Origin of the sequence: Anaeromonas gelatinilytica (assembly GCF_016820635.1) — a bacterium.
GTDB classification, from domain to species: Bacteria; Bacillota; Clostridia; order Tissierellales; family SIT17; genus Anaeromonas; species Anaeromonas gelatinilytica.
The window spans coordinates 1-13,470 of sequence record NZ_WSFU01000108.1 but is presented as its reverse complement, the minus strand read 5'-3'; the positions used below and the strand labels follow the sequence as shown (position 1 = coordinate 13,470).

The following is a 13,470-nucleotide window of genomic DNA, read 5'->3' as shown; positions in this document are numbered from 1 at the left end:
ATAATATGAAATATTATTTGAAATCTAAAGAGATATATGTAGAAGATGAAATATTAAATGATTATTATTTATTAATAAAGGATGGAAAGATTGAAAGAGTTGAAAAAAATAAAAGTGAAGACTTAGAAATTATAGAATTAGGAGATTTAAATATAATACCAGGACTAGTAGATCTGCATATTCATGGGGCGGATGGATATGATGTAATGGATGGAAATTATGAGGCATTAAATAATATGTCTTTATATCTTTCTAAGAATGGAGTTACTTCATTTTTAGCTACAACTCTAACTGCTCCTTTGGATAAGGTAAAAAAGGCATTAGTAAATGTGAAGGAGTCCATGGAAAAAGGACTTGAAGGAGCAGAAGTATTAGGCTCATATTTAGAGGGACCTTACCTTACTGAAGAATATAAAGGGGCTCATCCAGTAGAATTTATGAGAAAGGTAAGTTTAAATGAAATAAAAAAATTAATAGATTCTAGTGAAGATACGATAAAGGTAGTGACTATAGCTCCTGAGAAGGAGAATTCTTTAGAAATAGTAGAGTATTTAAAAAATAGAGGAATTAAAACCTCAATAGGTCATACCAATGCTACCTATGATGAAACTATGGATGCTATTGAAAAGGGGGCAAGTATTGGAGTTCATACTTTTAATGGGATGAGAGGGCTTCATCATAGAGAGCCGGGAGTAGTAGGTGCTATTATGGATTCAGATAAGATATATGGAGAATTAATATCAGACAATATCCATGTAAACCCTGCAGTTATGAGGATTTTATACAAATTAAAAGGAAAAGATAAATTATATCTTATAACCGATTGCATGATGGCAGGAGGCCTTGATGATGGTGAATACCAATTAGGAGAATTAAAAGTTAATGTAAAAGATTCCATAGCTAGGACAGAATCAGGATCTTTAGCTGGAAGTACTCTTAAACTTAAAAATGGAATAAAGAATATCATGAATGCTTGTGATATAGATTTATTTGAGGGATTAAAATTAGCTACAATAATACCAGCTAAAGCTTTAGGAATAGATAGAAATATAGGTAGCATAAGAGAAGGTAAAAGAGCCAATTTAACAGTGATAGATGATGATTTAAATATTTATATGACTATAGTCAATGGAAAAATTGTATATAGAAAAAATGAAGGAAGTAATAAGAAATAAAATATTTCTAATGATAATGTGTAAAATAGTAAAAATCGAGGATTCAATTCTCGATTTTTTATATGTGTATTTTTTATTGTATAAGAAAGTTTATTTAACAAAAGTTTTAGACTATTGATAAATACAAGAGTTAATAGTTACAGAAAATATTGGAAGACAATAAAAAATACTTGACTAAAATATTGATGTAAACTATAATAACATTATAGAACAATTAGAACATTTAAGAACATAAATAAACATGTGAGGAGTTAAATATGTTAAAAAAAGATAGGCAAAAACGTATTCTTCAATTAATTGATGAAACAAATTTTTTGAAAGTATCTGATGCATCTAATATATTAAAAGTGGCTGAAATGACTATTAGACGTGATTTTAAGGAATTGGAAGCAGAAGGAGAAATAGAAAGAATTCATGGTGGAGCTAAGAAAAAGAAAAATATAAAAAGCGAATATATAGAGTTGTCTCATAGACAAAAAAAATTATTAAACATATCTGAAAAGAAATATGTAGCTAAAAAGGCTGCTGAATTAATTAATGATAATGATGTTGTATTTATTGGTGCTGGAACTACAACAGAATATATGTATGATTATATCAATGTTGGTTCAGCTAAGATTATTACAAATTCAATTTCAATATTTAATCGTTTCAAAAGTGATTCAAAATTTGATCTTATTTTAACTGGAGGTAAGCTTAGAGAACGAACAGGAACTTTTGTTGGATATTTTACACAAAAATGGATAAAAGATATTAAAGTTCAAAAAGTTTTTATTGGAACAAATGGAATTAAAGATGAAAATATTACGACAGCTGAAGAGGAAGAAGGCGTAGTTCAACAAGTTATTTTAAATAATTCTCATGAAAACTATGTATTAGCGGATAGTACTAAATTTGGAATAGAAGCTTTTCAAGTATTATGTAATATTAGTGAAATTACAGCGATTATTACTGATGATAAACTTTCTAGTCAAGTTGAAGAATTTTATGATGGGAAAGTTAAGATTATTAAATAAATATTAAAGTAGGAGGATTAAAAATGAAAGTAGCTATTGGAAGTGATCTAAAAGGTTATGAGTTAAAAGAACATATTAAGGAATATCTTAATAGTCTTGGTTATGAAATACAAGATATGACATTAGAAAAAGAATTAGATTTTTTTGATGTAACTTGTAAGATAGCAAAGGCAATTCAAGAAAAAAAAGTTGATAGAGGTATTGTTATTGATGAATATGGTGTTGGATCATTTATTGTTGCCAATAAGCATAAAGGAATTATTTGTGCAAATGTATTTGATGAACATTCTGCTAAAATGACTAGAAGACATAATAATTCTACTATGATTACTATTGGTTCAGGAATAGTTGGAGTAAGATTAGCAGAAAAAATAGCAGAGATATTTTTAGCTTCAGAATATGATGGAGGAAGACATCAAATTCGAGTAGATATGTTGAATAAATTATGGTAAGGAGTGAACTAAAATGATAATTTCAATTGGTTGTGATCATATTGTCACTGAAATTAAAAATCATTTAATTGATTATTTAGAAAGTAAGGGACATAAAGTTATTGACAATGGAACATATGATAAGATACGGACACATTATCCTATTTATGGTAAAAAAACAGCGGACAAAGTTGCGTCTGGTGAAGCTGATTTAGGGATAACTATTTGTGGAACAGGTGTTGGTATTTCTACAAGTGCTAATAAAGTAGATGGTGTTCGTGCAGCACTAGTTGGTGACGTAGAAACTGCTAGATATGCAAAAGAAAATCTAAATGCAAATATAGTTGCTTTCGGTGGACGTATTTTAGGTATTGGTCTTATAGAAAATATTATAGATGTATTTCTTGGAACAGAATATAAATCAACAAAAGAAAATGAGAAAATAATACAAAAAATAAACTCTCTTAATGGGCATGTAGGTCAAGTCAATGATGATGATTATTTTGATGAGTTTCTTAAAAAATGGGATTGTGGAGAATACCATGATTAATAATTAAATTAAAGAATTAAAATAAATATTTTTTATATAGGAGGTGGAATATTTAAATATGTTGCAATCTTTATTTAAAAAAGATTTAGTTTATATAAGTGATAAAAATACACAAGAAGAAATTTTTGAAGAAATTTATAATATTTTATTAGAAAGGGGGCTTGTCACTGAAGAATTTAAGGAAGCTATTATTGAAAGAGAAAAGAATTTTCCCACTGGATTAGATCTTTCTCCAGTAGGAAATGGTTTGCCAAACGTAGCGATACCACATACAGAGACAGAATACTGTAAATCAAAGTTAGTTGTAGTTGTGAAATTGAACAATTCAATAGTTTTTAATAACATGATTGAACCAGATAAAGAGTTGAAAGTTAATTATTTGTTTTTTATTATTAATGATGAAAAAACAAAACAGAGTAATGTGTTATCTCGATTAATGAGTTTTATAACAGAAAAAGAAAAGATAGAACATTTAGATAAACTTAATTCAGAAAGTGATATTTATGAATTTTTAATAAAAAATATTTAAATGGGGAGTGGTTGATTATGATTAAAATTTTAGCTGCGTGTGGAGCTGGAATTAATTCGAGTCATCAAATAAAAACAGCTATTGAAAATGAAATGAAAAAGAGAAAATATGATGTAAGTGTAGATACTATAGTTGTTAAAGATATAACACAAGAAATAATGAATAAATATGATATATTTACTCCTATTTCAAAGATGAAATTTAGTTTTAAAATTGATATACCAGTAGTAGAAGCAGGACCAATTTTATATCGTATACCAGCAATGGCAGATCCTGTTTATGATGAATTGGAAAATATTATTAGAGATTTAAATAAATAAATAATTTTATTAAATTGAAAAAGGGGAGTGATAAAGGTGTTAAATTTAATTATTGATTTTGCTAATACAATTTTTCAACCTTTAATTGATTTAGGTGCAGCACCAATGATGTTTATTTTACTATCATTGTTAGCAATATTGATGAAAGTAAAAGTAAGTAAAGCATTAGAAGGTGGTTTAAAATTAGCAATAGCTCTAACAGGTATAGGAGCGGTTATTAATATACTTACAGGAAATTTTGCTCCTGCACTTCAAGATTTTGTTAAATCAACAGGTATTGAATTAACAATTACAGATGTTGGATGGGCTCCACTTGCTACAATTACATGGGGTTCGGCATATACCTTATTCTTTTTATTAATACTTGTTATAGTAAATCTTGTTTTACTTATAATGAATAAGACAGATACTTTAGATATTGATATATTTAATTTTTGGCATCTTTCTATAGTGGGATTACTTGTAATATATTATTCAGATAGTCTTTTAATAGCTACATTATTGGTTATTTTATTAGGGGTTATGAAATTCATAAATGCAGATATAATGAAACCTACTTTTAATGATTTACTTGATATGCCAGAACATAATCCAACGACGACAACACATATGAATTTTTTGTTAAATCCATTAATAATGTTATTTGATAAGATTATTGATAAACTCTTTCCTTCCCTAGACAAGTATGATTTTGATGCTGCTTGGTTAAATGAAAAAATAGGATTTTGGGGAAGTAAATTTGCAATAGGTATTTATTTAGGAGTTTTTGTTGGAATACTTGGACGACAACCAGTTTCTGGTATATTTACTCTTGGGTTTATTGGTGGTGTTTCACTTGAACTTTTTTCAACTGTGGGTACATGGTTTATTGCTTCTATGGAACCTATATCTCAAGGAATTACTGATTTCATGAGTAAGAAATTAAAGGGACGAACTTTTAACATTGGTATTGATTGGCCATTTGTTGCAGCACGTCCAGAAATGTGGGCAGCAGCTAATGTTTTAGCACCAATTATGCTTATTATAGCTTTATTCCTTCCGGGTAGTAAAATACTTCCTTTAGGTGGCATTATAGCGATTGGTTTAACTCCAGCATTACTTGTAGTTTGTAGAGGTAAAATACTACGAATGATATTAATTGGAATAATTATGTTACCTGTATTTTTATGGTCAGGCACTGCAATTGCACCTTTTGTAACAGAAACAGCACAGTCAGTTGGTGCTCTTCCTGAAGGGATCGCAGAGGGAACATTGATTACTCATTCAACGTTAGAAGGACCAGTTGAAAAATTTATTGCTATATTAGTTGGTAAAGCTGGAAAAAGTTTTAGTTTAGATTCAATTTTGAAAGCTTTAGGATCATTAGTAGTTTATATTGGGTTATTTGTTTGGTATATTAAAGAAATGAAAGAACGTAATAAAAAATATGAAATGAGTAAGCAAAAACAAACCATTTAAAAATTAAAAATATTCATTATGGAATGATTTCAGGGTAAAAGTAAAGAATATAAAAGAGTGTATATGCTTCTTGGTTCTTTACTTTTTCCTTTGATAAATTTCAAAGTAATATATAGGAATACAAATATGTAGAAATTATATATAAAAATAAAAAATAGAGGAGAGATAGTATGTTTATAATATCCAGTAAAAATGTATTATTAGACGCTCAAAAGAGGAATTATGCAGTACCTGCATTCAATATTCATAATTTAGAAACAACCCAAGTAGTAGTAGAAACAGCAAATGAAATGAAATCTCCTGTTATATTAGCTGCAACTCCAGGAACAATAAAATTTGCAGGAGAAAAGTATTTGATTAATATTATGAAGGTAGCAGCAGAAATAGCGGAGGTTCCTATTATATTTCATTTAGATCATCATGAAGATGTGGAAGCTATTAAAAGTGCTATATTATTAGGAGCTAAATCTGTTATGATAGATGCATCAGCATTACCCTATGAAGAAAATATAAAGAAGGTTAAAGAAGTAGTTAAATTTGCTAAGAGATATGATGTATCTGTAGAAGCAGAATTAGGTAAATTAGTAGGACAAGAAGATGATATTGTAGTTGGTGAAAAAGACTCTCAGATGACAGATCCAAACTTAGCTAATGATTTTGTAAAGAGAACAGGAATAGATTCTTTAGCTGTAGCTATTGGAACTGCTCACGGATTATATAAAAGTGAACCTAAGATAGATTATGATAGATTAGAAAAGATAAAAGAGAAAGTAGATGTACCATTAGTATTGCATGGAGCTTCAGGAGTTCCCGATGAAATTGTAAGAAGAACTATTGAATTAGGAATATGTAAGGTAAATGTAGCTACAGAACTCAAGATAGCTTTTTCTGAAGGCGTAAAGAACCACTTTAAAAATAATCCCGAGGCTAATGATCCAAGAAAGTATTTAACTCCTGGTAAAGAAAAGATGAAGGAAGTAGTAAGAGATAAAATACTTTTATGTAATAGCAATGATAAGGCTTAGGTGATATTATGATAGGAACTGTTACTCTAAATCCTGCAGTAGATAGAAGATATCTTATTGAAAAATTAGATTTAAATATAGTTGAGAGAACTTCTGATTATTCTGCTACAGCTGGTGGAAAGGGATTAAATGTAAGTAGAGTGTTGAGATTATTTGGAGAAGAAGTGTTGGCTTTTGGATTTTTAGGGGGTAGTGAAGGAATTTTTATATCTAATGAGATTCAAAAATTAGGCATAAATTCTCATTTTGTTGAAATTGAAGGTTCTACTAGAACTTGTCTTAATATAATGGATAAAGAAGGAAATAATATTGAAGTGTTGGAAAAAGGACCTCAAATAGATAATGAGTCTATTGATAAATTATTGATAGAATTTAAAAGAAATATTTCTAGTTTAGATGTTATAACCATATCTGGTAGTTTACCTTTAGGTGTGGAAAATAATATATATGGGAAATTGATAGAAGTAGGAAATAAAGAGGGAGTAAAAACTATCCTGGATACTAGCAATAAAGTTCTTTTGGACAATTTAAAATTTTCTCCTTATCTAGTGAAGCCTAATAAGAAAGAAATAGAAAATATAGCAGGATTTAAACTAAAGGATGAAGAAGATATTATAAGGGCAGGAAATAAAGTTTTAGAATTAGGTGCTAGAAATGTAGCTATATCTTTAGGAAGTATGGGTATGTATTTTATTGGTGAGGAAGGTAACTTCAAAGTAAATATTCCTGAAATAAAAGTGAAAAATCCAGTAGGCTCTGGTGATAGTTCAGTAGCAGGTTTTGCTTATGGTTTAGCTAAAGGCTTAGATATAAATGAAGTTTTTAAAATAGCTAATGGATGTGGTATGGCTAATGCAATGGAAAAAGAAACAGGATATATTGATTTTGAAGTGATGAAGAAATTAGTTGAAGATATACAAGTAATAAAGATATAAGGAGGGTTGATATGTTTAAGGGGATAATTTTTGATATGGATGGAGTAATAATAGACAGTGAACCAATGTATATGGAAATAGACAAAAAGTTTTTTAAAGATCACGATATATGTTTTAATGATGAAGAGATTGAATCATATGTCGGTGTTAATATGAGAGAAGTTTGGGGAGATATATTAAAAAGATTTAATCTAGAGCATAAGCATACTTCAAAAGATATGTATGAAAAGCAGATGGATTCATTCTATAAGAATATGAAGGATAATGAAGAATTAACTCTTATGGATGGATTAGAGGAATGGTTAAAGTATTTTAAAGAAAAGAAAGTCAAGATGATAATAGCTTCCTCCAACCATGATAAAGTCATTAAACTTATATACGATAAATTTAATTTGGATAATTATATGATAGGATATGTAGATGGTAATACCGTAGAAAATGGGAAGCCAGCCCCTGACATTTTTTTAAAGGCGGCAGAAAAATTAGAATTAAATCCTAAAGATTGCCTAGTGATAGAGGATTCACAGAATGGAGTAAAAGCTGCAAAAAGTGCTGGAATGAAATGTGTAGGATTTAATAATAGAGAAAGTGAATTTCAAAGTTTAGATAGAGCAGATATAGTAATAGATCATTTCAACCGAGAAAATTTAAATAAAGTTATAAATATGGACTAGTAATTACTAGTCCATATTTATTTGTTTAAAATTAAATAAAAATGTATAATAATAACATAAGTTTTTTAGGGGGTATGTATATGGATATAGTTTTGAAATTAGCTAAAGAGTTTGATATAAAAGAAAATCAGGTTCAAAATACATTGAATTTAATAGATGAGGGGAATACTATCCCTTTTATTGCTAGGTATAGGAAAGAAATGACTGGTGGACTTTCTGATGAATTATTGAGAGGTTTAGATGAAAGACTTACATATTTGAGAAATCTTGAAAATAGAAAAGAAGAAGTTATAAGATTAATAGATGAACAGGAAAAGTTAACAGAAGAATTAGAGAAAGAAATATTGGAAGCAGAAGTATTACAAAGAGTTGAGGATTTATATAGACCTTATAAAAAGAAGAGAAGAACTAGAGCTACAAAGGCAAAGGAAAAAGGATTGGAACCTTTAGCCAATATTATATTAGAACAAGAAATAGAAGAAGGAAATATAGATGATATAGCTAAAGATTATATTGATGAAGATAAAGAAATTCCTACAGTAGAGGATGCTATAGATGGATCGAAGGATATAATAGCTGAGATAGTTTCAGATAATGCAGATTTTAGAAAATACATTAGAAGTGTAGTATATAATAAAGGTTTAATAAGGTCTCAAGTTAATGATAAAGAAGAAAAATCAGTATATGAGATGTACTATGATTATAATGAAAACATAAAGAATATGCCAAATCATAGAATATTAGCAATAAATAGAGGGGAAAAGGAAGGAATATTAAAGATAAGTATAATAAGTGATGAAGATATTTTATTAGATTATATAAATAGAAATGTAATTACTAATAAAAATTCAATATTTAAAAATATTATAGAAGAAGCTATCGAAGATTCTTATAAGAGACTGATATACCCAGCTATTGAGAGGGAGATAAGAAGTTATTTAACTGAAAGGGCAGAGGAGGAAGCTATAAAGGTATTTGCAAAGAATACAAAACCATTACTTATGATACCTCCAGTTTCAGGAGTTAGGGTAATGGCTATTGATCCTAGTTTTAGAACGGGCTGTAAGATTGCAGTATTAGATGAAACAGGAAAATTATTAGACTATACTACTATATATCCTAACGAACCTCAAAATAAGGTAGAGGAGTCAAAAAAAGTAATGAAAGATATAATCAAAAAATATGATATAGATATTATTCCTATTGGAAATGGTACTGCTTCAAGGGAAACAGAACTTATAGTTTCTGATATGATAAAGGAAATAGACAGGGAAGTTCATTATACAATAGTAAGTGAAGCGGGAGCTTCAGTATATTCGGCATCAAAATTAGGTACAGAGGAGTATCCTGATGTTAATGTATCAATAAGGGGAGCTATAAGTATTGGACGAAGACTTCAAGACCCATTAGCTGAATTAGTAAAGATTGATCCTAAGCATATAGGTGTAGGACAGTACCAACATGATTTAAATCAAGGTAAATTAGGAGAATCTTTAAAAGATGTTGTGGAGAATTGTGTAAATACAGTAGGAGTAGATTTAAATACTGCTTCACCATCTTTATTAAATTATGTAGCGGGATTATCACCAGCGGTATCTAAAAATATTGTGAAATACAGGGAAGAAATAGGAAGATTTAAGAATAGGAAGGAAATAAAAAAGGTTAAGAGGTTAGGAGGAAAGACCTTTGAACAATGTGCAGGATTTTTAAGAATAGCAGGGGGGGATAACCCTTTAGATAATACTTCTGTTCATCCTGAATCCTATAAGATAACTATGAAATTAATAGATAAATTAAGTTATACCAAGGAAGATATAGAAAATGGGAAACTTAAGGATATAGATTCTAAAATAGCAGAATATGGTTTAATAGAGGATTTGGCAGAAAAGTTAGAAGTAGGAGTTCCTACATTGAAAGATATTATTTCAGAGATAAAGAAACCGGGAAGGGATCCTAGGGAGGATATGCCTAAACCAGTATTTAGGTCAGATGTTCTTAAGATGGAGGATTTAAAAGCTGATATGATACTGGGAGGTACTGTTAGAAATGTTGTAGATTTTGGTGCTTTTGTAGACATTGGAGTAAAACAGGATGGATTAGTTCATATATCTCAATTAAGTGATAAATATATTAAAAGTCCTATGGATGTAGTATCAGTAGGAGATCAAGTTAAAGTTAAGATAATGGATGTGGATATTGATAAAGGAAGAATATCTCTTACAATGAAGGGAATGTAAGGGGGAAGGGCTAAAATGCCCTTCTTTTTACGTCTAATTATAATTGATTTTGGTAAGAATTCAATAATAGTATATTCATGAGAGAAATGAGTGTATATTTTAATATTATAATTGAAAATATAGAGATACTGAAATATTGACATTGGTAATTTTTATGATAAAATATTATTATCAAATTTATTGCAAATGATTTGCAAGAGGAGGTTTTTTTATGAAAAAGAGTATTTTAATAATAATGTTAATAACTTTAATAGTATTATTTACTGCATGTAGTGATGGTGAAGAAGCTCAAAAGGATGAACAAAATAAATTAACAGTAGGTGTTACAATACCACCTGTAGAAAGTTTTGTAAAGGAAATTGCTGGAGATAAAATTGAAGTAGTAACTATGATACCTCCAGGAAACAGTCCTGCCAATTATCAGCCTACACCTAAACAGATGACTCAGTTAAGTGATGCTGATATTTATTTTTCTGTGGAGGTTCCTGCAGAATCAAATAATATATTACCTCAATTAGATGATTATAATAAGAATATGAAAGTTGTAAATGTATCAGATTTAGTATCAGAAGTTTATCCTGCTAGATATTTTGATGAAGAGGAAGAACACAGTCATGGTGAAGATGAGGAACACAGTCATGGCGAAAACGAAGACCATGACCATGAGGGGATGGATCCCCATATATGGATGTCTCCTAAAAGAGTAAAGGAAATTGTAGAAATTATAAAGGATGAGCTTATGGATTTAGATCCTGATAATGAGGAATTTTATCGCGATAATGCTGAGGAGTATTTAGCTGAATTAGACCAGCTAGATGAAGAGATAAAGGAAAGTCTTGAAGGATCAAATAAACAGTCCTTTATAATATACCACCCTTCTATGGGTTACTTTGCCGATGATTATGGATTGGAAATGGTAGCAATAGAGGAGTCTGGAAAGGAAGCATCTGCTAAGAAATTAAAGGAAGTAATAGATTTTGCCAAAAAAGAGGATATAAAATTTGTTTTTTATCAAGAGGAATTTGATAAGTCCCAAGCTGATACTATATCTAAGGAAATTGATGGGGCAGCTATAAGTATAGATGTATTATCAGAAGATTATATAAATAGTATGAAGGAAATAGCAGGAAAATTTGAGGAAGTACTTCAGTAGGAGGAAATCTATGGCTATTATAAAAGTGAAGGACTTATGTGTAGATTATGGGCATGTCCGAGTTTTAGAAAATATAAATTTAAATGTGAATAAGGGAGAGTTTCTAGGAATAATAGGTCCTAATGGTGGAGGAAAGACCACTTTACTAAAGGTTTTATTAGGGCTTATAAAGCCTACTAAAGGGGAATTAAAGGTTAATAATAAAAGACCAATAGGGTACGTTCCCCAATTTAGTAATTTTGATAGGGGATTTCCCATTAGTGTATTAGATGTTATACTTTTAGGTGCCTTAGATGGAAAGATTAAATTTCTTCATAAATTTAAAAAGGATCAGATAAGAAAAGCAGAGGATATAATGGATTCTTTAGAAATATTGGATTTTAAAGATAGACAGATATCACAGCTTTCAGGAGGGCAATTACAAAAGGTTTTAATAGCTAGAGCATTAATGGTAGAACCAGAAATAATGATATTAGATGAACCTACTGCTAGTCTTGATGCTAATGCTAAAACAGATATATATAATTTGTTGAAGAAACTAAATAAAGATAAGACTATTATTGTGGTAAGTCATGATATGGGAGTTATAAACTCTTATATTGATACTGTAGCTTGTTTGAATAAACATCTTCATTATCATGGGGATGATACTAAATTAAATAAAAATACTTTAGAAAAAGTATATGGTTGTCCTGTGGAATTAGTAGCCCATGGACCTACTCCCCATAGGGTATTGAGAGTTCATGAGGAGGATGAAGATGATAATAGAAGCCTTTAAGTATGATTTTTTTAAAAATGCATTTATAGCGGCAATACTTGCTAGTATTGTATGTGGAATAATAGGTACTATAATAGTAGAGAAAAAATTAGTTATGATGAGTGGAGGAATAGCTCATACCTCATTTGGTGGGATAGGACTAGGATATCTGTTAGGATTTGAACCTATATTAGGAGCATTTGGATTTTCAGTATTGGCTGCTTTATCTATATCAACTATAAATAGAATAGCTAGAACAAATTCTGATGCTATAGTGGGAATATTTTGGTCTGTAGGAATGTCACTAGGGATATTTTTTGTATCTTTAATGCCAGGATACCCACCGGATATGACTTCATATTTATTTGGGGATATATTAACTGTTTCTAATTTATCATTAAATATGATGATTATTGCTAATATAGTAGTATTATCATCAATAATAATATTATTTAATTATTGGAAGTTATATTTATTTGATGAAGAATTTTCTGAGGTATTAGGAATACCTACTAGATTTTTAGAAAAATTTCTTTTTATTATGATTGCATTGACTATAGTTGTATTACTTAGAGTAGTAGGTATTATTCTGGTCATAGCGTTACTTACTATTCCTCCATCTATTGCTAAATTATTTACTTATGATTTAAAGAATATGATGATAATATCTAGTATATTAGGTATTGTATTTACTATTTTAGGATTATTTTTATCCTATGCATTTAATATAGCATCAGGAGCAACAATAATTTTATTATCTGCAACGACTTATTTTATACTAGCATTTTTAAAGGGAAGAATATTTGATAATTGATGAAATAGTATTATAATTATACATAGATTATATTATTGATTGAGGAAATAAACGTAGATATATTTTAGGAGGGATTCAGAAACTAATTCAGAAAAGATACAAGAGAAATATGATGATATTTTAGCACCAAATGAGCGTGTGGAAAAAGCATATAAACTAATAAGGGACATGTTTCTATTTACTAATAAGAGATTGATATTGGTAGATAAGCAGGGAGTAACAGGAAAGAAGACCGAATATCTATACTAAAATTACTCATTTTAGCATTGAAACGGGAAGAATAGGAGTTGGTTGAAGATTTAATCCAAATAGTTACTGTTTTTAGTTGTAGACTTCAAGGGAAAGAGCTAATAAAGCTAAAAAAGTTTTAAAGGAGTTAAAGAAAAATGATTAAAA

15 protein-coding genes and 1 pseudogene are annotated in these 13,470 nt (G+C 29.2%); all 16 read left to right on the top strand.

The window, feature by feature from the left end; translation table 11 throughout:
- Nucleotides 1-5 precede the first annotated feature (5 nt).
- A complete protein-coding gene (gene nagA / locus GOQ29_RS09040) occupies nucleotides 6-1,175 on the top strand; it encodes an N-acetylglucosamine-6-phosphate deacetylase (RefSeq protein WP_203372324.1) in 1,170 nt (389 codons plus the stop codon).
- Nucleotides 1,176-1,432: 257 nt separating this feature from the next.
- Nucleotides 1,433-2,191 (top strand): DeoR/GlpR family DNA-binding transcription regulator, encoded by a 759-nt coding sequence (locus GOQ29_RS09035; RefSeq protein WP_203372323.1) that lies wholly within the window; start codon nucleotides 1,433-1,435, stop codon nucleotides 2,189-2,191.
- A 23-nt stretch (nucleotides 2,192-2,214) separates the two neighbouring features.
- Nucleotides 2,215-2,643 (top strand): galactose-6-phosphate isomerase subunit LacA, encoded by a 429-nt coding sequence (lacA, locus tag GOQ29_RS09030; RefSeq protein WP_203372322.1) that lies wholly within the window; start codon nucleotides 2,215-2,217, stop codon nucleotides 2,641-2,643.
- Between the two features lie 13 nt (nucleotides 2,644-2,656).
- Entirely contained in the window at nucleotides 2,657-3,172 is a 516-nt protein-coding gene (gene lacB, locus GOQ29_RS09025; protein WP_203372321.1) for a galactose-6-phosphate isomerase subunit LacB, read from the top strand.
- Between the two features lie 58 nt (nucleotides 3,173-3,230).
- Nucleotides 3,231-3,701: a PTS sugar transporter subunit IIA gene (locus GOQ29_RS09020; protein ID WP_203372320.1), complete on the top strand. Its 471-nt coding sequence runs from the start codon at nucleotides 3,231-3,233 to the stop codon at nucleotides 3,699-3,701.
- A 17-nt stretch (nucleotides 3,702-3,718) separates the two neighbouring features.
- Complete coding sequence (locus GOQ29_RS09015) at nucleotides 3,719-4,021, top strand: PTS sugar transporter subunit IIB (RefSeq protein WP_203372319.1); 303 nt, start codon at nucleotides 3,719-3,721, stop codon at nucleotides 4,019-4,021.
- A 36-nt stretch (nucleotides 4,022-4,057) separates the two neighbouring features.
- A complete protein-coding gene (locus tag GOQ29_RS09010) occupies nucleotides 4,058-5,479 on the top strand; it encodes a PTS galactitol transporter subunit IIC (RefSeq protein ID WP_350446003.1) in 1,422 nt (473 codons plus the stop codon).
- Between the two features lie 170 nt (nucleotides 5,480-5,649).
- Nucleotides 5,650-6,504, top strand: coding sequence for a tagatose bisphosphate family class II aldolase (locus GOQ29_RS09005; protein ID WP_203372318.1), 855 nt, complete (start codon nucleotides 5,650-5,652; stop codon nucleotides 6,502-6,504).
- Nucleotides 6,505-6,512: 8 nt separating this feature from the next.
- On the top strand, nucleotides 6,513-7,439 hold the full coding sequence (gene pfkB, locus GOQ29_RS09000; RefSeq protein WP_203372317.1) for a 1-phosphofructokinase: 927 nt from the start codon (nucleotides 6,513-6,515) through the stop codon (nucleotides 7,437-7,439).
- Between the two features lie 11 nt (nucleotides 7,440-7,450).
- On the top strand, nucleotides 7,451-8,113 hold the full coding sequence (locus GOQ29_RS08995) for an HAD family hydrolase (RefSeq protein ID WP_203372316.1): 663 nt from the start codon (nucleotides 7,451-7,453) through the stop codon (nucleotides 8,111-8,113).
- 80 nt (nucleotides 8,114-8,193) lie between these two features.
- Nucleotides 8,194-10,350 (top strand): Tex family protein, encoded by a 2,157-nt coding sequence (locus GOQ29_RS08990; protein WP_203372315.1) that lies wholly within the window; start codon nucleotides 8,194-8,196, stop codon nucleotides 10,348-10,350.
- Nucleotides 10,351-10,561: 211 nt separating this feature from the next.
- On the top strand, nucleotides 10,562-11,503 hold the full coding sequence (locus GOQ29_RS08985; protein WP_203372314.1) for a metal ABC transporter solute-binding protein, Zn/Mn family: 942 nt from the start codon (nucleotides 10,562-10,564) through the stop codon (nucleotides 11,501-11,503).
- A gap of 10 nt (nucleotides 11,504-11,513) precedes the next feature.
- Complete coding sequence (locus GOQ29_RS08980; RefSeq protein ID WP_203372313.1) at nucleotides 11,514-12,281, top strand: metal ABC transporter ATP-binding protein; 768 nt, start codon at nucleotides 11,514-11,516, stop codon at nucleotides 12,279-12,281.
- A complete protein-coding gene (locus GOQ29_RS08975; RefSeq protein WP_203372312.1) occupies nucleotides 12,262-13,074 on the top strand; it encodes a metal ABC transporter permease in 813 nt (270 codons plus the stop codon). The genes GOQ29_RS08980 and GOQ29_RS08975 overlap by 20 nt, the downstream gene beginning before the upstream one ends.
- 57 nt (nucleotides 13,075-13,131) lie before the next feature.
- The gene (locus GOQ29_RS15060) at nucleotides 13,132-13,323 is read left to right on the top strand and encodes a PH domain-containing protein (RefSeq protein WP_350446004.1); all 192 of its coding nucleotides are present in this window, start codon (nucleotides 13,132-13,134) and stop codon (nucleotides 13,321-13,323) included.
- Nucleotides 13,324-13,358: 35 nt separating this feature from the next.
- A pseudogene (locus tag GOQ29_RS14650) lies at nucleotides 13,359-13,468 on the top strand (IS607 family transposase); the annotation flags it as partial.
- Between the last annotated feature and the right edge of the window lie 2 nt (nucleotides 13,469-13,470).